This is a genomic window from Exilibacterium tricleocarpae (assembly GCF_007004655.1).
GTDB classification, from domain to species: Bacteria; Pseudomonadota; Gammaproteobacteria; order Pseudomonadales; family Cellvibrionaceae; genus Exilibacterium; species Exilibacterium tricleocarpae.
Genome location: NZ_ML660087.1, coordinates 341,938 through 367,855, shown reverse-complemented (window position 1 = coordinate 367,855; position 25,918 = coordinate 341,938). Strand labels below are relative to the sequence as shown.

General features: G+C 53.1%; 15 protein-coding genes. 3 read left to right on the top strand and 12 right to left on the bottom strand.

Annotated elements, in window-relative coordinates:
- Positions 1 to 2: 2 nt before the first annotated feature.
- Both FKG94_RS01420 and FKG94_RS01415 read right to left on the bottom strand, forming a co-directional pair.
- Positions 3 to 788: an anti-sigma factor family protein gene (locus FKG94_RS01420; protein WP_142902392.1), complete on the bottom strand. Its 786-nt coding sequence runs from the start codon at positions 786 to 788 to the stop codon at positions 3 to 5.
- Complete coding sequence (locus tag FKG94_RS01415) at positions 785 to 1,300, bottom strand: RNA polymerase sigma factor (protein ID WP_142902391.1); 516 nt, start codon at positions 1,298 to 1,300, stop codon at positions 785 to 787. Before FKG94_RS01415 ends, FKG94_RS01420 begins: the two co-directional genes overlap by 4 nt.
- 147 nt (positions 1,301 to 1,447) lie before the next feature.
- On the opposite strand from FKG94_RS01415, the gene FKG94_RS01410 reads away from it, so the two are divergent.
- On the top strand, positions 1,448 to 3,589 hold the full coding sequence (locus FKG94_RS01410) for a S8 family serine peptidase (protein ID WP_179957430.1): 2,142 nt from the start codon (positions 1,448 to 1,450) through the stop codon (positions 3,587 to 3,589).
- Between the two features lie 209 nt (positions 3,590 to 3,798).
- On the opposite strand, the gene FKG94_RS01405 is transcribed toward FKG94_RS01410, so the two are convergent.
- From FKG94_RS01405 to FKG94_RS01385, 5 genes are all read right to left on the bottom strand, one after another.
- The gene (locus FKG94_RS01405) at positions 3,799 to 4,707 is read right to left on the bottom strand and encodes a surface lipoprotein assembly modifier (RefSeq protein WP_142902389.1); all 909 of its coding nucleotides are present in this window, start codon (positions 4,705 to 4,707) and stop codon (positions 3,799 to 3,801) included.
- Between the two features lie 136 nt (positions 4,708 to 4,843).
- Complete coding sequence (locus FKG94_RS01400) at positions 4,844 to 6,046, bottom strand: OprO/OprP family phosphate-selective porin (protein ID WP_142902388.1); 1,203 nt, start codon at positions 6,044 to 6,046, stop codon at positions 4,844 to 4,846.
- Positions 6,040 to 7,734, bottom strand: a complete 1,695-nt coding sequence (locus FKG94_RS01395; RefSeq protein ID WP_142902387.1) for an ABC transporter transmembrane domain-containing protein — start codon at positions 7,732 to 7,734, stop codon at positions 6,040 to 6,042. Before FKG94_RS01395 ends, FKG94_RS01400 begins: the two co-directional genes overlap by 7 nt.
- Positions 7,735 to 7,770: 36 nt before the next feature.
- Positions 7,771 to 8,910, bottom strand: a complete 1,140-nt coding sequence (locus FKG94_RS01390) for a P-loop NTPase family protein (protein WP_142902386.1) — start codon at positions 8,908 to 8,910, stop codon at positions 7,771 to 7,773.
- A gap of 557 nt (positions 8,911 to 9,467) precedes the next feature.
- On the bottom strand, positions 9,468 to 9,854 hold the full coding sequence (locus FKG94_RS01385) for a hypothetical protein (protein ID WP_142902385.1): 387 nt from the start codon (positions 9,852 to 9,854) through the stop codon (positions 9,468 to 9,470).
- Between the two features lie 355 nt (positions 9,855 to 10,209).
- On the opposite strand from FKG94_RS01385, the gene FKG94_RS01380 reads away from it, so the two are divergent.
- Positions 10,210 to 11,634, top strand: coding sequence for a TolB-like translocation protein (locus FKG94_RS01380; protein ID WP_142902384.1), 1,425 nt, complete (start codon positions 10,210 to 10,212; stop codon positions 11,632 to 11,634).
- A 1,029-nt stretch (positions 11,635 to 12,663) separates the two neighbouring features.
- On the opposite strand, the gene FKG94_RS01375 is transcribed toward FKG94_RS01380, so the two are convergent.
- A complete protein-coding gene (locus FKG94_RS01375) occupies positions 12,664 to 13,404 on the bottom strand; it encodes a hypothetical protein (protein ID WP_142902383.1) in 741 nt (246 codons plus the stop codon).
- Positions 13,405 to 13,435: 31 nt separating this feature from the next.
- Complete coding sequence (locus FKG94_RS01370; RefSeq protein ID WP_142902382.1) at positions 13,436 to 14,038, bottom strand: hypothetical protein; 603 nt, start codon at positions 14,036 to 14,038, stop codon at positions 13,436 to 13,438.
- A gap of 1,087 nt (positions 14,039 to 15,125) precedes the next feature.
- Here FKG94_RS01370 and FKG94_RS01360 point away from each other — a divergent pair.
- Positions 15,126 to 16,040 carry an ADP-ribosylglycohydrolase family protein gene (locus FKG94_RS01360; protein ID WP_142902381.1) on the top strand — a complete coding sequence of 305 codons (915 nt, stop codon included), beginning with the start codon at positions 15,126 to 15,128 and terminating at the stop codon, positions 16,038 to 16,040.
- On the opposite strand, the gene FKG94_RS01355 is transcribed toward FKG94_RS01360, so the two are convergent.
- From FKG94_RS01355 to FKG94_RS01345, 3 genes are all read right to left on the bottom strand, one after another.
- Entirely contained in the window at positions 16,015 to 16,239 is a 225-nt protein-coding gene (locus tag FKG94_RS01355) for a hypothetical protein (protein ID WP_179957429.1), read from the bottom strand. The genes FKG94_RS01360 and FKG94_RS01355 overlap by 26 nt on opposite strands.
- 84 nt (positions 16,240 to 16,323) lie before the next feature.
- Entirely contained in the window at positions 16,324 to 24,336 is an 8,013-nt protein-coding gene (locus tag FKG94_RS01350) for an RHS repeat-associated core domain-containing protein (RefSeq protein ID WP_179957428.1), read from the bottom strand.
- Positions 24,337 to 24,779: 443 nt separating this feature from the next.
- Complete coding sequence (locus FKG94_RS01345; protein ID WP_142902378.1) at positions 24,780 to 25,880, bottom strand: hypothetical protein; 1,101 nt, start codon at positions 25,878 to 25,880, stop codon at positions 24,780 to 24,782.
- Between the last annotated feature and the right edge of the window lie 38 nt (positions 25,881 to 25,918).

Below are 25,918 nucleotides of genomic sequence, written 5' to 3'. Positions count from 1 at the left end.
ATTCAGTTCGCAAACTGCTCAAACAGCGCCTGTTCTTCTTCTCCACCCAGGGGCACACCCTTTATATGACTGCCGAGATACTGGTGCAGTACCTCCGGTATCGCCGGTCCCGAGGCCGGCAGGTATTGGTCCTCGGGAACGGGGCTGGACGGCGCCAGCAACCGGTTTTCCCACTGTTGGTCGACAGCGCAGGCGATACCGACAAATGCCTGCTGGCTGTCCTGGATACGGTACTGCCGGCAGAAGCTGCCGTCATTGTGTATAAACGATAATTCCGGTCGCACATCGAACTGGGCCTGATTGTCAGCCTGTACAAACGTGCCCGAGGGGCTGGCACTCAATATGCGGACCAATGCATCGGAGGGTTGCAGGGTCTGGCTCAACATGGGGTTGCCGAGTTCGGATGACGGCATGTCCATGCCGATAAAAACCCCCAACGCCATGGCCACCGAGGCCGCCATAGCCACCGGCCAGGACCACCAGGAGGATGTCACAGCGGTAGCAGTGCCATCGGCGGAGGTACGACGCGATGCGATAGACGTCACAGTGGCAGACTGCACCGGCGCCGGCTCCTCTTGTGCCAGCAGTTGCTCGAGGCCCGCCGGCAGCGGATCGTCATTAATGCTGTCGAACGCCGCATACAGGGCTTCATCGGTGGCGCCGATTTGATCGAGATACAGCCTCAGTTCCGGCTCCTGTTCCAAACGCCGCTCCAGTTCCGCCGTTGTCTCGGGGCTGAGTTGTTTGTCCAGGTAGGCCGACAGCAAACGTTTATCGTCGTCGTTCATGGTGTCATTTCCTCCGCTTGATGTTGGAAATGCTTCTGCAAGCTTTCCCGTGCGCGCGCCACGCGACTCATAATGGTTCCCACCGGAACGTCCAGCACCTCGGCGGCCTCGGCATAACTCATACCGTCGATAGCGACCAGGGTCAGGGCCAGACGCTGGTTGTCCGACAGCGTCGTCATTGCCCGCACCACCCGCTGTAAATCCAGGCGGCCCTGAATCTGCTGTTCGCCCTGCTGCACCTGGGTGTCGCTTTCCAGACTGATGGCATCGGCGGCCTTTACCCGCACTTCGCGGGAGCGTATCTCGTCGATCCACAGATTTTTACAAATTCGCAACATCCAGGGCACCACTTCCGCATTGGCCGGCAGACCCGCCTTGAGCATCCGCACGACGGCATTCTGCACCAGGTCATCGGCATCGGCTTTCGAGGCGGTGAGAGAGAAGGCAAACCGACGCAACCTCGGCAGCTCCTGCAAAATTACCGCCTTAATCTCACCTACTGCTTGTGTCATTTATGCGACCTGTTAATTGGTAAACGCGCCAGAGCTTGTTTTATTCCCTCCAAAGAGGAATTAATTGTTGACCCGGCCATTTATTATACGACGGCCAATGGTTACTATTCATATTCCCACACCGGGTGGTAGCCTATCGAAATGACAGTGAAAAAGCTAACTCTTTACGTTTTTTTGGGACTTTTGGTGTATTTTCACCGCCATATCGGCGCAGATCAGGGTCTGGGCCTGATCCCTACCGCCTGGGCCCAAGAAGAGGAAATCGAGCAGGAGATCGAAGACAACCTGGAAGACGACCTCGAAGATCAGTTGGAGGACGACCTCGAGGACCAGTTGGAAGATGCCCTCGAAGACCAGTTGGAAGATGAGCTCGAGGACCAGTTGGAAGATGCCCTCGAAGACCAGTTGGAAGATGCCCTCGAAGACCAGTTGGAAGATGCCCTCGAAGACCAGTTGGAAGATGAGCTCGAAGACCAGTTGGAAGATGAGCTCGAAGACCAGTTGGAAGATGCCCTCGAGGACCAGTTGGAAGACGACCTCGAGGACCAGTTGGAGGACGACCTCGAGGACCAGTTGGAGGACGACCTCGAGGACCAGTTGGAAGACGACCTCGAAGACCAGTTGGAAGATGACCTCGAAGACCAGTTGGAAGATGACCTCGAAGATCAACTGGAAGATAACCTCGAAGATGATGTGGAAGACGATCTCCAGGAACGCCTGGAAGTCGATCTGGAAAATCGCCTGGAAAGCGACTTGGACGACGACCTTGACGACGACACCGAGGATGCGATGGAGGATGATATCGATGACGACCTCGATGACGACCTCGATGACGACCTCGATGACGACCTAGACGACGACATTGATGACGACCTCGACGACGACATTGATGACGACCTCGACGACGATCTTGATGATCTAACCGGCGACAAAGGTGATCTCGACGAAGGTGATGACGACGATATCGATGACGATGAAGAAGTCGATGATGACGTAGAAATCGACGACGAGGACGACGACGGCGAAATCGACGACGACGACGACGACGACGATGACGATGACGATGACGATGACGATGACGATGACGACGACGACGACGACGACGACGACGACGATGATGATGAAGACGATGACGACTTCGAAAACACGGTGCTCGACACCGCACCGGAATTAGTCCCTGACGATCAGGGTTTTCTGCGCGCGCGCGATGCCTGGGTCATTATGATCGATAAACAGTCCCTGGAAGCCTTTCGACGACTGGGCCTTGAGATCGCCAAGGTCTCTAAACTGAAAGCTCTGGATATGGTGCTGGTCGAAGTGGTAGACCCCGGGGACAAAGACCTGGCCCAGATTCGCAACCTCGCCCACTCGGCGCTGCCAAAAGACGACCTGGTGGTCGACTATAACCACATATACAGCTATAAACCGGAAGCGACACCCAACCCCACCCGCAGGATAATGCAACCTCGTGATACCCGCCAGCAACCCCATGCGCTGCTGGCGCTACCTGAACTGTCCGTGCCCTCGGTCAAAGTCGGTCTGGTCGATTCGCGGGTCAATGCCAGCCATGAAACGCTCAGCCATGCGCGTATTACCAGCAAGGCTTTCGTGCGCACCGATATTGCCCCGCCGGCCGCACACGGCACCGCTATCGCCTCGATTCTCTGCGGCCGCTCGGGACACTATCGCGGCCTGCTGCCGGACATCGAACTCTATTCCGCCAGCGTGTTTCACCAGCAACCCAAAATCGGGGAAAGCGCGCTGGTGACCAGTCTGATTCTCAGTCTCGACTGGCTGGCGCAAACCGGCGTTGAGATCATCAATATGAGCCTGACCGGACCGGGCAACGGTCTCCTGCAGGCTACGCTGGAAAAACTGCACGAGCGCGGCATTATCGTGGTGGCGGCGGTTGGTAACGCCGGCCCCGTAGCCCGGCCGCTGTACCCGGCCGCCTATGACTCCGTAGTGGCGGTGACAGCAGTAACCGATAAAAAGCAGGTTTACTACATGGCCAACCGCGGTCTCCATATCGACCTGGCAGCACCGGGGGTGGAAGTGCAACACGCCGATGCCGACGCCGGCTACACCTATTCCTCCGGCACCTCGCTGGCGGTTCCGTTTGTCAGTGCCGGCCTGGCCTGGGCCTTGGCGGCGGAAAAACAAAAAGGCAATAACCGGCCCGATCAGCGCCAACTGCTCGATCATCTCTTCCGCACCGCCCAGGACCTTGGCCCACCGGGCCACGACGATATCTACGGCCACGGTTTGATTCAAATCGATACGCCCTAGGCATTGTGTGCCTGTGTAATCTCCGGGAGCTGTTGCACTTTGTCGGATTACTGCGGCGACAGTAAACCGCAGTGGCAATCAGTTAGTGCTTCGACAAATGAAAACTTTTACCTCGAGCAGGTTTTGGTGCCCTTAACTAACACGGTCTCGATCCGGGTGCTTACTTTTGGCGATGGCAGTGCTTGAGCAGGAAAGTCCCAATTGACCGGTTAAAATTTATAACCAGCACGCACCCGCGCCATATGTTGGGTGTAATCGGCGGCGGCCAGCGTCGACTCGTAATCGCTGTATTGATATTCCAGCGCCAGGTAACTCTGCTTGGATAAGGGCAACTCCAGTTCCGCCTCCCAGCGGTGACGATCGTCATCGCGCCGCCGGGTACCGGCGGAGTCGATGGCATCGTAGTCGCGCTGCTCGTAGCGCCACCCCAGTTTCAGTTTCGATTCCTTCCCCAGAATATCCAGCCGTTTGACCCAGCGCAGTCGCAGTTGTTGGCTGTCGTGATCAAAGCGGTCGGTGTTGGCGTCCTCATCTTCGTACTTGTAACCGAAAGAGACATAGTGCTTGGAACCGTCAATAAAATAGTACAGGTCGGCACCGAGTGCGGCGGCATCCGCATCTCGCGCCGGACGGCCGTCAAAGTCTTTATCCGTGTAAGTAAAAGCTGAGCGCAAAAAAACCTGCTTGGTAAAATAATGGCTGATATAAGGACTGGCCTGCTGCAACGTCAGGAAACCGTCACCACCCAGCGATGAATCCGCGTAATAATAGTTCACTCCCGCTGTGGTGCGACCGAAATCGCTGCTCAAACCGGCGGAGAACAAATGCGTCTGGACATCGAAATCGTCCAGGTCCTGGTGCAGGCTCTGGGAAAAACTGTAGCCGGTCGTTACCTTCACCGCCTTGGTCAGGGACAATTTATAGTCCAGGTCGAGATCCACAAGGGCCGCATAATCACTTTCTGTGGTGTTGATATCCAGCCGCTCCACGGAGATATTGCTGTCATATTCCACCCCGGCGCTGACCTCGGCGCTGAAGTCGCTGAACGCCGGTTGCGCCAGCGCGGCGGCGGCCAGGCAGATCGCCAAGAATTCAGTGTGCTTGCGGAAAACGTTCATAAATCTATCCTCAAATCTGTCTGTCAATCCCAAGGGTCGGCGGTGCTGATTTGCATGTTCAGATAGCCCCGCGCCACTATCGGTCAGTGCCCCGTTATCATCCTGATCGGGACACTGTAGCGGGTGGCGCCGGTTTTTAGAAGAAAAACTGTGCCCGAATCTGCACCGCGTTCTCCTTATCGGTGCTGCTGCCGCCTATCTCGCTGATACGCAGGGCATTGACCATGACACGGGCATTGCGCACCGGATACCAGTTCAACCCCAGGGAAGTCACCTCCCCGTCCTCGCCGTCGATATCGCCATCCAGATCGATATCGGCGTCGCGCAGGTTCAAGCGGCTGTAGCGGGCGGCAATTTCCCAGGCGCCCAGACCGCCGTCAGTCACCGGACGTTTTGGATCGATACCGCCAAACACACCGTTGCGCACACTGTAGCGACGACGCTCGCCGGTCAGCGCCCAACTCCCCTCGACATAGTAGCCGTCGAACTGGGCGGCGGCGCCCAGATCGCGATCGACATCAGCGGCGATATATTCTGCCTTGAGCAATCGCGGCCCGTTGCGCAGTGCAAACTCGAGACCGTAAAGTCCATACTGGTCAGCGTCCTCGATGCGCGGGTGCGAGATATTCAGCCCACTCAGCAGTGTGCTTTCCGGCCTCGAGTTGAAACGCACACCCCCCTCGGTTTCGCGATGGCTGACCGAGGCGCCCAGGTGTAACAGTACCTGACGGGTACGCAACGGCCGGTAGGTGGCGCGGGCGTTGATAGACTCGTCGGCGTTCTCATCGTCGTTCGTAATTTTCAGCCCGGCGATATCCGGCCCGAATACACCCATGGTCAGCCCCCAGTTTTTGCCGCGGGTATTGGCCCGCACACCGGTGCTAAAGTCCGGCCCCAGCACCGTGGCGAGCGGGCGCTCCATTAGCCCGAGATTATTGGAGCTTTCGTTTTCCGACATACCGAACGGCTCTTGCATACGACCCAGTGCCAGATGCACCGGCCAGCCCCGATACTCCACCCGCAGGTCGCGCAGGCTGACCTCATCGTCGAGAGTGTCGGCGCTGGCGCGAAAGCGCCAGTCGTTATCCCAGTTCAGGCGCAACCCGAGGCGGGCACGGCGCCAGTCGGCGTTGTTTTCGTCGGCGGCGGGCAAACTGGAATCGAGCAGGCCGTCGTACATAAAGCGGCCGTCCAGGCGCACCTTGAGATCGCCAACCTCAGTTTCGACACGGCCGTCCTTGAAGCCGGCGAGCGCGGGCGCAGTTGCGGCAAGGTTGCAGGCCGCGACGGCGGTCAGGGTGCGAATAACGCTGCGAAAATTTCTCTGTGCAATTAACATAAGTCCTCCACGGAATCATTGGTAATTTCGTTAAGTCGGCGCTCTTGCAGAAGCCAGCGCCGCTGGCGTTTTTTCAGGGAAAGCCGGTGGCTATGGCTGACTTCAATAACAGTGCCTTGAAAGTGCGCCAACGCGGCTTCGATAAGTTTTAAAGACTGGCTGTCGAGGTGTGCATCCATTTCGTCCAGTAACAGCAGACGCGGTCCGATCAGTAAGGTGCGCGCCAGCATCACGCGCTTGCGTTCGCCCAGCGAGAGATTTTTGCCGCCTTCGCTGAGACGTGTCTTCAATCCACCGGGCAGACTCTCGACCAGTTCCGCCAGCCCGCAATCGCGGATAACGGCGGCGATCTCCTGCTCACTGGCACCGGGGTTGGCATAGGTGATGTTGCGGGCCAGCGAGCCGCGCATCAGGCCCAGGTCCGGCGACACCAGGCCGATACCGGCGCGGCGCAACGCCATATCGCCGTAGGCGCTGAGCGGACAGCCGTCCAGTTCCAGCGACCCTCGCTGCAGCGGCAAAACCCCGGCAAGCGTGAGTAACAGCGTGGTTTTGCCGACGCCGTTAGCGCCTTCGAGCACGATATGCTGTCCCGCTTCGATGTCAAAATCACACGGCTCCAGCAACCCGTCGATGGCAAAGCCGCGGGCTCGCAGATGACCCGGTCCCTCCGGCGGAATATCGACGGCCGCCGGCGTCGCAGTACGGGGACGGCGCGCCGGCAAACGCATAAAGCCGGCGATCTTTTCGTGGGAAATCTGCCACTGCTGCCAGTAGTCAAAAATACGCCCCAGATCGCGCAGCGGCGACAACAGCAGCCCCGTCAGGGTCATGCCACCGGCGATATCGCCGGCGGTCAGGCGCCCCTCGCCCACCAGCCCGAGGCCGGCGATCAACAGCGCGGCGGTGGCGAGCACGCCGGTGGCTTCGAGCGCGCCCTGCAGAAAACCCAGTATGTGCGCACGCCCCAACAGCTCCCGGTACAGGTCTTTACTCTGGCGGCGCACCCGGCGCATTTCCCGTTGCTCCTGCAGGTAAGCCTGCACGGTCGATACGGTACTGACCCGATCATTAACCGTGGCGGCCAGACGCGCGCGGTATTTGCGAGCGGCGCGAGTGGGCGCGGGCAATCCCGATCCGATCAAGCCGCCGATCAACAAACCGATCAACAACACCGCCGCAATCAGGCCCGCCAGCATCGGCTGCAGGTAAGTCAGCGCACCGAGCACCACCACCGCCGTGGTGACAATGACCAGCAGCCGCCCCAACCCCAGTGCCACCCAGCGGCGCAGGCCGTTCAAGTCGGTCACAAACCGCAGCATCATGGCACCGTGAGACCACCGCTGCGCCACCCGTTGGTTGGCGCGCAGCAGGTGCCGGAACAACCGCAGTCGCATTTGCACGACATAGTCCTGGCCGAGGTGCTCGGCACAAACCCGCTCCGCCCAGCGCAGCACTGCCAGTACCACTGCAGCTACCGCTATCAGGGCCAGCGGCAGGGCGACATCGGCCACCGTGCCGGTGTCGGGGGAGTTGCCGATGCGGGTGAACACCCGGGCCACCAGCATCCCCACCCCCAGAATCACCACCGCCTGGGCAATACCCATGGCCACCAGCCCGGCCAGATACAGCCGGCGCCGGCCCTGCCAAATCGGTAGTGGCTTTTCAACGCGCTTTGACTTTTGCATGACTCTACCCCCAACAGTCCCTATACCCGCGCGCCGCTACTGAACACTCGGCCCGCAAATTTCAGCACTGTTCGCCGGCAACATCACCGCGGCGGCAGGTATGGCCTTGACCTGGGCTTGAATCATGGCCGAGGGCAATACCTCGCCCGGCAGGATCGTGCGCAAGTCTCTGGGCGAGGCCAGTTCCTGGGCCGTGATGGGTTCCACCGGCACCAGCGCACGCACTTCGCGAATCGCCAGTGGCGACAGTGTCAGCGCCCCGCTGATGCCGAGTACCGGCAGTTGCCGCTCGAGCAGCCAGTTGAAACCGGCGCTGGCACCGAGGGAATCACCGGCGGCAAACAACACGCCGTGGGTGTGCGCCTGCAGGCGTTCCGATTCCAACAGCGCGCAGGTTTCCGCGTGGCCGAGGCCGTCGGCAATCTCAGCGACAATCACGTCGACATCGGCCGCCGCCAGATTGGCGAGTAGCGACTCGGACGCCTCGATCAATGTCTGCGGGTCCTCCAGGTAAGTCGAGGGCAGGCCGGCGTCGGTGAAATCGAGCACCTTGCTGGCACCGGCATCGATCATGCGCCAGACATCGCCGCCGGCGCCGGTGCCGGTCAGCTTGGTGGCACCGACCCGGTATCCCATGGCGCTCAAGCCCGTGACCAGGCTGCAGGCGGCATGGGTTTTACCGGCGTTCATCGAGGTGCCGCAGACCACAAACACGGGCGGCAAAGTGCCTTTGACTGACATTGCGGGCAGGCTGAAGTCAGCCAGGTTCAGCACCCGGCCCTGGGCGTCGGCGAGCACTCCCAGCGGCCGGATACGGGTGGCCGGGTCCATGCGCAGATTGCGCGCCACGGCCGTGGCGGCGATGCCTCCGGCGGCGACCATATCGCACACGGCCAGGTTGTGAGGTACAAGGCCCTCGAATTGATCGGGGGCGTAGCGGTTGCCGTAAGACAGAATCACCCGGTCGCCTTCGGCCAGGAGCGCGCGGCGGCCATTGACCAGTTCGATGCGCTTGTGTTGACCGATTCGCTCGATCTCCGCCAGCACGACATCGCCGGCTTGGGGGCTATAGGGTTCACGCAGCAACAGGCGCGCTTTTTGTAAATTCACCCGCCGACAGGCAAATGAAACCTTGGCTGCTTTAAGTTCACCATCTCGCAATTTGACTTCCATCACAGTAACTCCCATATACGAATAAAACCCGCCTAAGCGGCCGTGAGTGAGACAATATCGGGTCTCTTACTGGGTAAACGGGCGCCGGCGGGTTTTATTCCCTCACCGGACAAATTTTTTTGCATTGCGATTTTTGGGTCCCGCAGAGAGGGGGAACGGAAGCAGAAAAGTAGGGATTGTCTGGAATGGCACTACTCGCAGTGGTACTACTCGCAGTGGCAAGGTGCAGGGATGTAACTTCAGTTACGTCCCCTTAGACTGGTGCCACTCCCCTTCCTTAGGGCGCCTCTCCCGGCGGCACGGTGCGGGGACGTAACTTCAGTTGCGTCCCCCTAGAATGGTGCCACTCCCCTTTCTAAAGGCACCTCTTCCAGTGGCACGGTGCGGGGACGTAACTCCAGTTGCGTCCCCCTAGAACGGCGCCACTCCCTTTCCATAGGGCGCCTCTCCCGGCGGCACGGTGCGGGGACCTAACTTCAGGCCACTTGACCGGTCGACAGCGCGGACTCCGACCCAAGCGGTAACTTCAGTCGGGACTTAAACTTTTGCCAGTCAGCAGCTCAGGCAGCGAAAAATGCGGCGTAGGCGAGGTAGGCACTCATAGCCAGAAAGCCGGCTCCCACTTTGGGAAGTCGGGCAACGGTGGCGTTGTTGGACTTCATAATCACCTTGGGTATCGCTATCAACAGCGCGCCTTTCAGCATAAAGCCGATGCCCATCAGGCTGACAATCACCTCCAGCAAGCTGCCCCACAAGGGATGGACGAGAATAACGGCCATACCGATAAAGAAGTGCACCATTCCCGATAAATTAATCGTCACGGGATGGGCACGGTCAGATTCGTTTAACATTCTTACATAAAAATCTTTGGACAGAAAAAATCCTAACCCCGTTACAAGGAGATAGGGGGCCATCATTTTCGCCAGTAGTAGTGTTGACTCATTCATCAAGGGTTTCCTAAAGTCTAAGTCTGCTTGCACAGCACCTGATAGCGCTCACCTAAGGCGCCTCCTCTCGCCTAAATATAAAAGCCCGTCACTGGCCAAAGCAGGAGATTAGTGGAGTTAGATAAACTGTCCCCAGAACTTACTAACATCACTATTAAACGTCGCATTGCAACACATTCTTACAGAGTTTTTGTGAAATGAGAAATATTTCAAAGAACGTAGCATCGCGCCATTTTGTGACGTCTAAACAAAGCAAGTGGCATACCTCACCTCACATAGCGTCTCCCCCCATGATACCATTCGCAGCACGGAGAAAAATTAGTCACATGCTGTTTACTATGGGAGTATCGTTAGCATGTTAAGTCGTTCATCTGTCGTTCAGTGCTTTATCTTTTTCATTAGCTTTAACATTATGGGTGTTCACGCTCAAACAGGGGCAGGCCCAAGCGTAAGCGGTCCCGCCTCTGTGTCCAGTGGTAGCAGATTTACCTTAACCCTTGAAAACCCCGATCCAGCCAGTCCATTTACCAGTAAAGAATTACAAATACGGGCTCCTGTCGAGGCGGATTTTTCCACCATCACTACATTAGATGCCAGCATCTCAACATATGAGCTTTCCATTGACGCCCCGGGCGAGCATGAATTTCGCCTTCGATTTTTGGGTACAGTCCACGATTTCCAAATCTTCACAGATTGGGGGAACGTTCACGTTGTTGACATCAAGGGCGAGGAGGTATTGAGCGTCAACAGTCTAGGAGAACAGGGAGACGACGACAGTTTTTTCCCCGCTATAAGTCCTGATGGCTTGACCGCGGCGTTCGTTACAACTGCGCTAAACCTCGACCCAAGTGTCACGCCTCCTCCCGTGTCAGACAACCGATATGTTCATATTGGTGTTCGGGATAGGATAAATAACCGTACATTCTACGCAAACGAGAATAGCGATGGTTCATTCCACCAGGCAGAATCCGTACAACCAGCGTTCTCACCCGACGGGCGGTTCTTGGTATATATGAGCCGAGACGGCGTCACAATGCGCGATCTCATTACGAAAGATTTCAGCATTCTAACCCCAGGGCTTAATGTTCGTGAGTTTGAATATAGCGACGACGGCCGATACCTCGCGATGCTGGATGAGGGCATCTCTTTCTACGATTTTCAAACCGGTAGAGCGTTTGACATTCTTCCACCAGGGTTTGACGGCAATAGAATCCCGCGCAATGCATTAATGGATAACGTATCTGTTAGCAGCAACGGTCGTTTCGTTGTCTTTGAGACTAATGCAAGTAACGTGGTACCGGGAGACACTGCCGAGCGTACAATGGACGTATTTCTTTTGGATCGCGCGACCAATCGCTATACGTTAATCAGTCGGTCCTATACTTCTCTAACCCCTACGGGCGGCCGATTTCCTCAAATGTCGGCAGACGGCTCAAAAATCGTTTTTTCCTCCTCGAGTTCAAACATCGTCTTGGGTGACAACAACGGATTAGCCGATGTGTTTATGTTCGATCGCACCACGCTGGAAATGACGCGAATCACAAACGATGGCGGAACCGAGCCCACGATGGATGCTGAAGGACGGCGCATTTCCTATCTGAATAATGGTGATCACTTTGTTTATGATCGCGCAACACAAAACCGTAGCTTTGTCGTCAACGGGCTTTCTGCCGTCACCGCGCTTGCGAGACCGGCGATGAGCCGAGACGGTAGATTTCTTTTGACCCAAAAAGGCAGTTTTTCTGGTGATCAAATCGTCCTGGGTGCAATTCCGCAGTAACTAAAATCTTGAACGATCTGTTGAGCGAAGTGGTCTGTAAAGGCCGCTTCGCTGGTCAATAGACCACGATGAGTTCTTCCGTTTCCTTAGAAACCAAGTAGTGCCCAGATTCAAAAAATGATTATCATACCTCTATCATTTTAGTGTTTCTAGCAGACTGGACCTTTTGCCCAACAGGGTTTAATTACTACGATACGCTGTAACTTCGTCACCAATACTAATCCCCGGCTACTCCCATCACTCATCTGACTTGGGGTATGGCCCACTCTCAACTCAGTAGAAATAGCGTTTCGCACAAGAACCACCCCAACCTGCTTTATTCCATCCCTGTCAATTAGGCAGTCATCAAAATGAACTTCAACAAAATACTCAGGCAAATCAATCTACTCCCAATCAATATCTAAGCCGCCAAATAATGTAGGGGCAAAATTTTTGTCAAAATATTTACCTCTACCGAGCTTACCCATGAATTCTTTAGAATCAGATCAGCGGACAACTCTAGACTTGATATGAGCCACGTACATCGCCCATTGATTTCCATAGATAGTTTGCGCCATCAGGAACAGTTTACCTAACTCCAGGCTTTGGTCTAAGAAATCTCTGAAAAGTCCCAGAACTTGTCACAATAGCAATATTTTAAACACGGGCGGAGCCAGCGATGAACCAGTTAACCTTTTCTTAAGCCGAGCATGCCACCAAAAAAGCGCAATGCTCTATACGAACTTGATCAGCTCGCATAATGCGGTTTAGAAAATAACATTTTCAATGCCATGAAGTTGAGTGTACGCAAGAATCGAGTGGTGTGCAGTGTATTAAGGTAGTTGTCTAAGCGCCTTATAAAACGCTTGCCTGCACTTTTCAGGGCATGCATACCGATAGAGCACAACAACGAGTTATTTACTATTGAAGATAGGCCCACAATGCCTAAAATTCTTTCGAAGCGGTGGGCCGATAAATCAGCGGTTTTCTCTTAAGAACCAACAGCAGGCGCCATAGGCGAGTGTCATTTGGGTCAGAGCACACCGGATATCATTCACTCAACCAAGTTGCCAGTTGTTTCAATGCTTCAGTTTTTTCCTGGCCCAAACTTACATCGCCGTAATGGCTTATAGTGAAGAATTTGTTTCCAGAAATCCAACGCAACTCAGTATGAGTTTGACCTCTAGAGTTCCTGAGATTAGTTAATATACCGGGTTTTTCCAGATCATTGCCTACATAAAAATTTATAGCTTCTTTAAAAAATTCTATCTTTTGACCGGCTTCAACATAATCATTCTCGTATACAATCAAATCCCCTAACTTGCTGTAGTGTACAACCCTTTTGATTCCCGTGCTGCGAAGTGCGCCAACAGCTCCTGCGGGGACTACTTTGACCTCAACAATATTGGCTTTCTTAAATGTATCAAATGATTTAGGTGTAAAGCTCAACCTTTCAAAAATCCTTGATCTATCTTTCTGTGGGTTTTTTTTATCATCCATCAGCTCTAACAAATGATGATTGCTTAGTTCATAGTCTACAATCGCATAGCCGTTTTGGCGTATCTCTAGAGTTCTTTGTTGCATTTTATCAATCATAGCCAACGGTAAATCGGTCGAAGCATCTGAGTAAGTTATGATGTTAAAAACACCTTTTTTATCGAAGACGACTTGACTTTTACTGCCATCATCAAGTAATTGTATATTTTTACTGGTGTTCTTTTCGTGCAAATAATCAGCCAAAACGAATCCGGGAAAGATAAAGATACCTAGAACTATTACATAGTTTTTCATGTCAATACCCTCACGTATAATACTGTTCAAATTAAAAATCAGTAATACATGTATCAGACCAAGTTCTAAAAGCTACTATAGACCCATTAATGGCATATCTTCCGTCTGTCAATACAAACCAGCTAGTACTACCAGGTGGAAGCACAAAACCGCCGGGCGTTGGGAGAGGGTCGTTATCTGATGAGTCTAATGTATTTTGATTTACGTTTTGAGACGCCACAGTATGGAAAAGTACAAGACTACATACGCCTGGAGCAGTTATCACACATCGGTCGTAGTGATTACTAGCAAAAAACATCCCGTCGATAGGGGCTCCGGTAATGGTCTGCATTTTATCGCCATTTGCCCATGAGAAGCGATTTGCACAAGCTTTTGAAAAGCTTCGAACAATAGTATCTTCATGTCGTTCTAGGCAGTTAGTACAACCGACAATTTCTGCTGTAGACAATGGTGTTATCGATATCGATAAAATGCCGCATAAAATCAGTGAGACTTTCGTTAAACTCAATACTCTTTTCATGATCATCTCCGTATATTTTTCATAAGCTAATAAAATTAATCCTTTGTTTAAGACCCGCATCATCTTAGGGTAGAGCGCTGAAATTTTTAAGCCTGTTTCGGTTGAAAACTTCAAAGTGCCAGAGTTTGTGTCGTTGCATGGGTGCGCCCTCAAAAAATAGTAAAAAAGGCTTGCCAAAATTACTACAGTATACCGGGGAATGGGATGCCTATATTTTAAAAATGGGAGTTAAGTTCCCAACGAGTTCCGGGGACAGTTCACTTACGAGTTCCGGGGACAGTTCACTTAACTGAAGAGTTCCGGGGACAGTTCACCTAACTCTAGGTTTTGGCCCTGGCCTTTTTTTCTTTAGCTTTCGTCCTATTAAAACCTCCAACTAGTCAACAAATGCTTCGTCACCGATAGGTCGTCCCGTTCGTGCATGCTGCCTTATCGCCGTTAAGTCCGCTGCCTTTTCTTCGACTGACAGATATTCAGACCAGTCGGCGATCCGATCAAGCATGGATTTTACCGTAACAATCTGATCATCCTTTCTTTGAAAATGAGCCCGCGCGCTAGACCAGGCCCAATCCTCAGCTGAAACGCATAAACCCGCTCGAACCGGGTTTAATTCAACATACCTGACGGTAGCCAATAGATAGGCTTCATTCGTGACAAAAGAGTGATAACGCTCCTGCTACAAATGCCCTTTTCATCCATCTCTAAAATCAATCCGTCTCGTGTAATGACGATGTACAGACCGAAACAGTCTTGGCAGGCTATCTTCATAAGTCGGAACCATAACAAGGTGCACATGATTTGGCATAAGACAATAGGCCCAAACCTAAGCGCCAACAGATTCTTTAACCCCAGCGGCCAAATCCAGGTAAAACTGATAGTCTTGCTGAGTAAAGAATGTTCTCATTCGCCGGTTACCCCGCTGTATTACATGATGAGGAAAACCCGGCACGACTAATCGTGGTATCCTTGTCATGATAGTACTCCTTGTATAAAAACTAGCCTTTCACTGACCAAAACACGAGGCTGATCGAGTTAGGTAAAATGTCCCCAGAACCCCGCTAATGGAGCGACTAAAAGAGTTGGAGTAATTTGCCCATGAAGATCAAGAAACGATCATTAAGATGATTGAAGCCATGATTGTAGGACAGCGTGTTGAAGGCGCTGTTTCACCTATCGATAATAATTCTAGCGGTGCATCATCATGACAAGCATTGATAAGTATAAAGGCTGTTTTTTAGGGCTTGCCGTTGGTGATGCCTTTGGCGCACCTTACGAAGGAGGGCTACTAGAGAGACTACTTTGGAAAGCCATAGGTAAAACGCGGGATGGCAAGCTGAGATATACCGACGACACTCAGATGGCAATCGACCTAGCAGAATCATTCCTCCATAACAGCGCAATCGAACAGGATCATTTAGCGTACAGATTCGCTCAGAGCTATCAGTGGTCAAGGGGATATGGCCCCTCCACTTCGCGACTGTTAAAGCTAATTAAAAAAGGAAAGAACTGGAGAGATGCAAACAAAAAAAAGTTTAAAACTGGGTCATTTGGGAATGGCGCAGCAATGAGAGCCCCCATATTAGCAATGTGCTTTCCTTCAAACACTCTAGCCTTGCTAAACAATGTCACTAAAAGCGCCGAAATCACTCATGCCCATCCTTTAGGCATTGAAGGCGCCAAACTTATAGCACTGGCAACTCAAGCAGCATTTCGAGACTTAGAAAACGAGGCAATCCTGATGAAACTACTACACCAATGCCAATCAAGAATTTATAAAAATAAAATTACTTTTTGCGCTGAAGCGTTAAATCGATCAGAGAAGAAAATCAAAGAGATAAAAAGAAACTTAGGCAATGGAATAGCAGCTCCGCAATCATGCGTTACTGCCATTTACTTTTCACTAAAATTCCGTGACCAAAAATTTGAGTCAATGCTCAGCCAAATATTCACACTTGGCGGGGACGTCGACACCATTGCTTCAATGGCCGGTGCAATCTGGGGAGCATTTAACGGAGCCTCAACTCTTGAAGAAAAATCTAAGAGCCTTGAGCAGAGCCAAGAAATAACCTGGTTAGCTAAAACGCTTTTCCTCAAGCAACATCATTCCCTTTTTTAGTTTTATACCATGCAAAAAAAATACAGCTCGCATAAGATAAAACGATCAGTCCTGCACCTGAAAGAGCTATACCTAGCGAACCCAATCCAAATATACGAAAATCGTTTTCAATAAAGGCATAAGCGACAACTAACAGCCAAAAAACCACTTCAATAGGCATCATCGAGATCCGTTTTTGACTACTGTCGCTCTTTTCCATACGAATAAGAAGCAGTGGAACTAAAAAGTTCCACGCTACTTTTAGAAGAAAGATAAGTGTCATTAAATAGAAAAGTAAGTCCACTTAGTGCCTCAAATATCGCTGACCGAATAAAGCGCCTTTTAAACCATCAAGCCCCGGGCCATACCCAACCCTTGACCTTAACACCTGTCCCGTAACCGGAGTAAAAGCTCCTTGCCCTGACCCCCAAGAGAAAGAAAAAGGCCTCACCGTCATTTGTGGTCCCCACAGCCCGGTTCTGATAAAATTCCACCTGGTAGCCTCTCCCATAACCACCCAACGGCCAGCAGCTAAGTCAGCAGTTGTACCAGCCGGTGCCCATGAAGTAACAGTTACGAAAGCACTCTTGCTACCACCAAATACAGCTCTTAAAAGCCCACCGGCTCCAACCAAGTAACACTCAGGGCAAACAGACGCAGCCGCGCCAGTGGCTAACGGACTAACGAGAAGCCCTGTCTTGTAATCGAACTGATAAGCCGTTGTTCCATCCGCACTAACTAAAGCTTCATTACCATTACCGTAAACCTGCAAGTCAACTGTAACGGCTTCGCCATTTTCACTAAGGTAAGTACCCGGCACCGGAGAATAAGCACCTGTTAAATCCTCCTTTTGTGCACCAGAGGCGCCACTGCAAACCTTATCAGTCGGACACTGGGTTTCCCCGTTAAACATCTGCCCAAACGCCCCACTGATCGCTCCATTGGCAAACTTACCACCGGTGGCTGCGGACATGGTACCACCAATAATTGCGGCAAGCGATATACGCGTCAAGGTGGCCCGATCCGACAGGCCCGTGGCGATATGGTTAACATTCACCGCTTTTGTTATGCCTGCACTGACGAACCCATGCCCAAACTTCCCTCCCTGAATCACACTGTTTACGCCGCCGATCACGCCATGCGCCAGAACCAGGCCGACCCCACTGAACAGGTCGGCGGCAGCGCCGTAGGCATGTGGAGACACCCCCGCAATCAGTGCCGACTTAAAAGCGGCATTGAAGTCACCCGTCAAACCATAGGTCGAGCCGAACGAAGAGGCCACACAGGACCCGTAATAGCAACCGGCAATCTGCGCTATCGTCGCCAACCAAGGTAACTCCAATTCCTGGGCAATCTCCCCGACAGCGTAAGTGGCAATCAGTGCTATAAAAAATTCGACGAAATGCCCACTGGGATCAGTGGCATTCAGAGGATTGTTCCACGTATAACTGTAGCGGTTCAGGCTGCCGACGACGGTGGGGCTCTGGATAATGGTATCGGCTTGCATAAAACGCCCGAGCTTTGGCTCATAGATCCGCCCGCCCATATGGATAATGCCCATTTCATCGACCATCTCATGGCCGGTGAACCCACGTGTGGTAATGGGCTTTTGGCTGACGTAGTAGTTCGACTGGATAAGGCTTAACGCTAAATCTTCCCAGCTTTCCGTGTCTCGGCGCGCCCCCCAAGGATCAAAAGCCATAGAATCCAATGCTTGTCCCAGCTCATTGACGATGGTCGTAACCGAACCCAAGTGGTCTTTGATCAGGTAATGAATTTCCTCCTGTTGATAGAGACCCTGGTTAAAATCCATGGTGATTTGCGCAATGCCGTTGATAGTGCGCTTCCATTGGCTGCTGTTGTCACTGAAGTACACTTTTTCCACAGAACCGATATACAGTGTCGTGGTCGTAGCCGCGCCCTGCCGATCTATACGTTTGTAACGGCCGCGATCGGTGCCATAAAAAAAGTCAGTGTAGTGCGTCGCGCTTTTCTCGATATGCGATACTTTGCGGAACACCGTGTACTCAAGTGCTCTCCCATCACCACTTGTCATATCACCGTTGCTGTCATAACCATAGTTGACACCGCCCGCGCGGGATACTGCATGGGGTCGTCCGTTGGCATAGTCGTAATTACCGACATCGCTTTTGTTGTGTATATTACCGATACCATCACTACTGTACTCCACCGTGGTAGTATGATCAGCATCACCGCTGACGACATAGCTGATGAGCTGATTGGCACCGTCGTAGTCGAAACGCTCCAACAGATTGCGGCGCTGGCCACTACCCTTATGCCCCTGGTCATGGCGCGAGCGCAGGTTATTGATATGATCCCATTTCATGGTCATATCCTGCAGGATGGTCAAACCGCCATTGCTTGAAGCTATCAACCGCTCCAGCAGCCCGGTGCGTCCGTTGTAGCTGGCCTGGCCGGAGATCACACCATCCGCCATATCGGCTGCCACTACATTGCCCAATTGATCCATCGCATTTATCTGGTAATATTCAGTGGCAAAGTCACCGCCGATACGGTGGGCATCGGCAATGCGCCAGAGATAACCGTGATCATCATAAATATTCTGTACCGCGCCCTGACTAAAATCCGCCTCGTCCCGCGCCGCATCGTAGATTTGGAACACGCGGCCATAATCATCGTAAGTGACCTTACTGCTGTGATAGCTGATATCCGCAGGATTATCGCCGGGGATCTCGGTTGTCGTAACATCGGCACGCCCGAACGTATCGTAATAGTAAGCCCGGGCAAAATTGTGGCTGTCAGACTCCACACTGAGTTGGCCGACACCGTTACTGGCAGTGTCGTATTCCCAAGTGGCGGTATTCACCAGTCCCGCCGGTGAGCTGCAGATGCCGCCAGTGTAGTCACGACGCCGTATCATGCGGCCCTTGAAATCGTAGTCGGTTTTGATGATCTGGCCTTTGGCGTCCTTCTGACAGGTCAAATCCCCAAACCCTGTATACGCATACTCCCAACGGCCCATGTCGGGATCGTCCATCCATATCTTCTGGCCCAAGGCGTTGTAATGAATACGGGTCTGGTTAGCGGCGGGATCGGTCATTTTGACAAGCTCGCCGTAGACATCATACTCATACTGCACTGCTGCGTTTTGGTTATTTATGACACTGACGATTTCCCCCAGAACATTGGTGACCTCCGTTTTAAGTTGGCCTTCAGCGTTGGTCGTTACTGTGGTGAAACCGTCATAGCTAATGCGGCTCTGGGCATGAACCCCGGTGCTATTGCCAGCATCGTCGGTCTCATAAAAAGCGTGTGCGATCAGGGTCGGGCGATCAAGCAGATCAAAACCCAGATTTCGGGTCCAATAAACACTGTCTCCCTGAAAATACGGCTGGCTTACCCGCAATGTTCGTCCTTTGAAGTCGTATTCCGTGTCAGAGAAAACCCAGCCCCGGTAATTCTGCAAGTTACCGGCAAAGCTCTTGACCCGATCCCGAATCACACGCCCCAACGAATCGTAACAAGCGCCTTTCTCTCCGCCGCCGGCCAGATGTTCGGTCGTGGTGTAGGCCGCATGCGCCGGACACAAGCCTGAGGTTTTTGCGGCTGTTGTCGCTTTGTAAGCACCGGTGCTGTCGGCAGAGAAATAAGCCGCACCATAGGGGGTATAGGCGGTAGTTGTCTCGACGGTACTGTTACCATCGACATAAGTGATTGACTGCGTCGGCAAACCAAAGTGGTTGCGACCGGTCACCTCGCTAACCAGGCGTACCGATGCGTTGAGAGATGAGGCCTTGTTCAGGTAGCGACTACTGAGCGCCGCCCCCGTGTTGTTGAGCAGACCGCTAAAAACGTCATACACACGATCGACATAGCGTCCGGTTGCGTTATCGTATTCACTCAAGGGCGACAATCGATGCTGGCCGCCGTCGTCAAATGCGTAGGTGAAACTCTTGTTGCCGAATCCGTCATAGTAGTGGCGCTGCGTGCTTTTCACACCACCGCCTACCTCTACGCTTTCCTCACACAGCATTCCTGCCAGATGTGCGTCGGCAGCACAATCACCCGCGCCATTGATGCCATAGTAGCTGAATCTGGCTGTTTTGGTGACTGACGCGGGCGTTATCGCCGTATCGACACCCGGCCGCTGCGTAGTCACATCAGTGCGAATCAAACGCCCCAGAAATTCGCCGTTGCCTTCGCCTGCATAGGCGTTGGCCGTTTCTACCCTGGAGAAATAGCTACCGCTGCTGTCACCGGCATAAGTGGTGACAAGGGTGCCCACCATGTTGCCGTAGGCGTCAGGTGTAAACTCAGATACCACTGTTGACAGCGCAACACCTTGGGCACTCCCATTCGCGGCCAGTTTATAGGCGCGATCGGTAGTGCCGGCACTGTAGACCTGGAGAGCGCCAAGGGCCGCGGTGCCATTAGCCTCGGCCTCGGCTATCGCGGCATCGCGGCTGGACTCACTTTCCAGCCCGTAAATAGCATGGCTGTTTTCCGATTCACTGATGACCTTACCATTGGGTGATTCCGTGACCGTGTTGAGAGGCTGGCCAATAAACGGCCAGTCCTGCCGGTAAGTGGTCGTGGTAGTGATTTCCGACTGGTGATCCCAGGTGCTCAAGCGTTTGAAGCCCAACAGACCACGCCCGGCAGCCTGGGCACGTAACTGATGGTAAAAATACGAGACTCCCACCTTGTTGTCGGGATTAGCGGTGGTGGGGGAACTGCTGTAAACATCGATAACTACGTGTGCGGCACCGGCAATTTCAAGCACAGGCGCATGGTTTTCCGCCGCGAGGGTGACGGCATCGCCCGCAAGATCAGCGAAAGGCGTATTGAGCATGGTATAGAATGCGCTGGTATCATTTTCATAGACGGTGGTGGTATAGCAGTATTCGCGCGTGCCGCCTTGCCATGGAATGTCAATGCAAATAGTTTTCTCGGTTGAACTGGTGGAAATCCCTTGTGCCGACGAGGTATAACGCCCGGAGTGATTGAGCGTACCATAGCGAATATCAGTTTCATTACCGAGACCATCAGTAATCTTATAGATCAAGTCCGGGCGGTTCTCCGCCGTCCCGTTACCATGCCGGACTTCCAACAGCCCTTGCTGGGTATCAAAGTGAATAAAATCGTGCCAACCATCGCCGTTGATATCGTTGACGATATACGTCCGGCCTTCATCAACAAATGCCGAGGCGACTCTGGAGGACGAACTGGCGAACGAATTCGATGCCGGGTCCCAGCTCTTGTATCTCACATCATTGGAACCAGCGGCCAGCCAGATGAAGTCCGTGTAACCATCGAGATTGTAGTCCAGCCATGTTGGATTTCTAAAAGCCGCTTTGTTGGCAAAAGACGACTCGGCCAGGATCGTCTGGCTGGGCAGGAAGCCAGAACCGGTACTGATCATAAACTGCCAGGTATCGGTATCATCACCGAGATCACCGGCATAAACCAAATCGGTCAGGCCATCGCCATTGACGTCGACACTGGGCGCCAGATAAATCTGAATGTCGCCCTCTTCGACGAGTTGGTCGTCCTCTGTTCGCCCCGTACCCAGGCTAATCCGGTCAAAGAAGGCAAACTGATCACCCTCTTTCAGAAAGACGGCGATAAAGTCGTCGTAAGTATAGAAGCATTGAATTTCCGGCTCAGAAGGTTCGTCGCCAACATCCCGGCAAGTCTCCGACAATTCCTCTCTGGCATTAAAGGCGATATCGGTTTGACCATCGCCGTTAAAGTCGCCAAAGGTAAATACATCAACCTTGTGGAAGAAACGCCCGCTCGGGACAAGCAATTGCGTTTGCCAATCACCAATGTCCACCCCGGTGAGCCGAAACGTTTGCGGGTCCGAGTACCGGTAAAAGAGCTGGCTCGCCGGGCCTGCTGAGGGGTCTCTTTCGAGAAACTGCACCTTTACAACACCACTGGCAGTGAGATCGACCACATCTGCCAGCCCGTCACCGTTGATATCGGTAAACGTCGGGTTATCGAGGGTAATATTGGTCGGGGTATCAATGGTAGGCAGGTGCCAATCACCATCACCAATCGGAGAGGCAAGGTAGAGCTTATTGTCAAAGTAGATATCTTGCTTGCCGTCCGCATTGTAATCGAGCACGTGGATCTTGGTGTCCAGCAATCGCTCTGGCTGAGTAAAGTTTTTGACGACGACGGCTGACTCGCCGAACATACGGTAACTGAGTTTGTAGTGATAGCCACCGGATACGCGCTTGACATCTACCCAAACCATATCCGATTTGCCATCACCGTTGATATCGGCAAACTGGTAGCTCACTATGGCGCGATCAGTTCCTACCGCCTCGCTGTGATCAGGCGTCAGACTGAAAGTATAGCCCGGCACACGCCATTCGAATTCTGTTGATACATCACTGGTATGGCAGTGACCATCGACACACATATCAATCCGTTGCAGCCTCGAAATCTCATCCTTTGGAAAAACACCGTTGCCCAGATAGTGAAGCACATAGCGCCGCACAATCGCATTGTCGTTGTACGAGACAACTTCTGCCAGGCGTTGTGAGCGTTTAAATTCATAGCCGGCGACATAAACAGACGTCACATCCGGCCGGTTCTCGTACTGAAACCGTATTTGTGCCGCACCGCTCGTAGCGTTACCGTAGGCATAGTCAATCGTATCAACCAGATGGTCGTTTTCACTGTTTTGATAGTGATAGGTAATGCGGTTTCCCACACTGTCTTCAAAGCGGCTGATACTCCAACTTAAAACACGATTTGCCTGTCTCGCACCACTGACATAGGCAACTTTCTCAGCATCGCTGTCGCCGGAATCGCCGTAGCGGGTCGTGGAGCCGTCTTTTGCCGCCACGGTAAAGTAATCCGGGTGACCCGCCGAGCCGCCAACCGCCGTCACCAGGACGAAGCTGTCAATTTCTGTTTTATAGGTGCTGCCGGGGCTGCCATAAGTGCCCGAATGCAATATCAAACGTGTGCCGTTCAGGCAAAATCGATCGGTTGTGGACCAGCTGATCGGCAGTGCTCTATTGTCTTGGACCAGTGTTTGGCGACAGCGGCTGATATCACCTATCCCACTAATCGACCACCCTCTACCCGCAACACCAATAGGCGCGGCATTGGCGTAAGTCAGTCCGATATCCGGTCTTACACCTGCCGTACCCTCGGCCATAATGATCGGAATCGTGTAGGTCGCAGAACCACTTTCATTGACACGAAAGTCACCGCTAATGGTATTAACTTTATCGGTATCAATCTGGGCCTGGGGGGAGACAATTGAGGGGGACTGCAATTGTGGGACAGGAGGTGTGTCGATATTCTCAGGCGTTTGGGAGGCCTGGCCGACAACGATGCTACCAGCCGATGAGTAACCGGAACATAACTGGGGATTGCACGCTCTGACCCGATAGGAATAGGTACCGTTACTTTTGCCACTAATGGTTTTGCTGGTAGCAGATGTATCCTGAATGGTCCCCCAGCTACCGTTCGCGGATTTTTCCTGAAGGGTATAATTCGTTGCGCCGGCTACACTGTTCCAGCTGACAGTATAGTTTCCATCAGTATCACTCGACGGCAGGCTGATAACAGGCGCCTCGTATGGCACGGTTATATTGGAAGAGTAGCGCCAGTCGCTGTTTTTTCGGTAGCCATTCGATGCATAAAACGCCCTGACTCGATAACGGAAGGTGCTCCCTTGAGCCTGGCCACTAAATGACTTAGACGTGCCCGAACTGTTGACTGTGCTCCAACTGCCACCATCAACCTGCTGCTGCAATTCGTAGTTCGCGCCACTTACCGAGGCCCACGAGACAGTGTAGTTGCCATTCGCCCCCGGATTGGCGGGGACAGTGGAAATGGATGCGGGGGTTGCTGGAGCGACATATTTATAAAAGAGTTTGACTTCGAAGGTATAGATACCACAACCCTCTGTCTCTTCTTCATCCGTATCCTCATCGTAGATATAGTCGAGATAATTCGAATGTTCGATATCAATCGATCCACGGGTATTGGGTAAAAAATCGACGCTCCATCTCGAGTTGCGACGAACAGAGCCATCCTCGACGAAATAGTTCGAGCTGTAAGACAACTCGTCACTGCCATAGTTTCTGGAACATAGATAGTGCATGTCCACAAAGTCCCAGTAACCGCCGCGAGAATCCCAGTAACCGCCGTGCACGGCGGGGAACACCCAGGTTTCATCATTGGTATCTTGAACTGTCTTGTTGTAAACCCCAACCCATCCCACCACCAGGTGATCGGGGAAGCCGGTCTCCGAGGTCGGAGCGGGAATTGAAATCGCATGGGCCTGTGTCGCGAGGAGCGCGAGCAACGATAGCCATAGTCGAAAATTCTTGGCTATTGTCAGGATAGTACGAGAGCGAAACCTTTTGGCCAAGTCACGTTGAAATCGCGATAAACCTATTATTGGCAACATCTGCACCCCTTACTTATTGGCATTCTTAATGACAGTTTCTTCGTGCAGGGAAAAGTGAAACACAGATAACATGGAGTTGCTTATAACAACGGATAGAGTTTTCTAAAGACGATATCGACAAAAAACACTTTTCATCACAGGGGGTTTAAGCTTGCCGGAAAACCCGCCAGTGAAGTTAATTGATATCAAGGCTGATGTAAACACATGGGAAAATATATTCTGTTTTAACAAACGCACCACGTCGAGTCACAGGGCGATACGAAACTCTCAGGCAAGAGTAAACGCTAACCGTTATTCACCTTGTTTACACCGGACGGCTTAAAGCCGCCGCCCATAAACTAATCCTGCTCCACCCCACCCACCTGCAGGCCGTGAATACCGCCGTTGGGATAATGCATATACAGGATATGAGTGACCGCATCGTTTACCCGCAGCTGATCAAAGCGATGGAAAGTGTCGGGCCTGAGTGGTGCGAACGGCAGCAGTGACTGCCATAAACTGCCCTTCTCCAAATGCAGCTTTATTTGAAATCGCTCGCACTCGGAGACGGGTTCCCGAAGATAGTCCTGTGCAAGCATATAAATCTGGAAATCCTCCGGTACAACTTCGTGCCCGCAGTCAAACACCAGCTTCCAGCGGGGCGCCGCTGTCATCAATGCGGGGATTTGCTCCTCATCGGTAACGGCGGCGCCATACACGTGGCAAGTGAGCGGCGCGTTGAGACGGTGCAGGTAAGTATCCACGATAATCTCGGCAACGCGGGCGGGTTTGCGCAGATGAAACAGCGCCCGCTCGCCAAAGCCGGTGCGCGCCGACTCCCAGCCGACCATATGCTGCTGCGTGCGCCGCCCCCGCACCGCAGCGGCGGGAGTGCCGAAATGGGCGTTGGAGATATGGGAAATCCGGGCGTTCTCCAGCAGGTTGGCCCAATGCGCCGGCTGCTGCGCCGTTATCGACCCGAACAAGTTGATGCGGGCAATACCGCCCTCGGAAAAACAAAACACCTCACATTCGGTCGCCGGCGTTGCGGTTATAACAAACTCGTGCTCCCGATCCGGCGCCAGCGGCTCGCGGGTCAGCACCTCGACGCCGGCGCCGCTCAAGCGATCCGTCAGGCGCACCGATACGGCCCGTACCTGGTTGCCGGTGTACCAGCGGGTGCTCAGGGTGATGCGCTCGACCAGCGCGCGCCGCTGCAGACCCACCTGAAACCAGTGGTGGGCATTGTGATCGTAAACCAGCGCCTGTTCTGCGGCCAAAACCTCAGTGGCCCGGTGGCGGGCAGTTTCCAAACCCCAGTACTTTGCCCCCATATGGGTAAAGTCGCCGCGGCGGTCTTTGGGTTCATCTGGCCGCACCACGTCGTGGGGATTGGTAAACGATGAATCGGAGTAAGCGATCAGAAATGCCGGCAGGGCGGCCTCAGTGGGCTGTGTCAACCTTGGGTCCTCGCATTGCGGTTGTGCAGATATCTAGT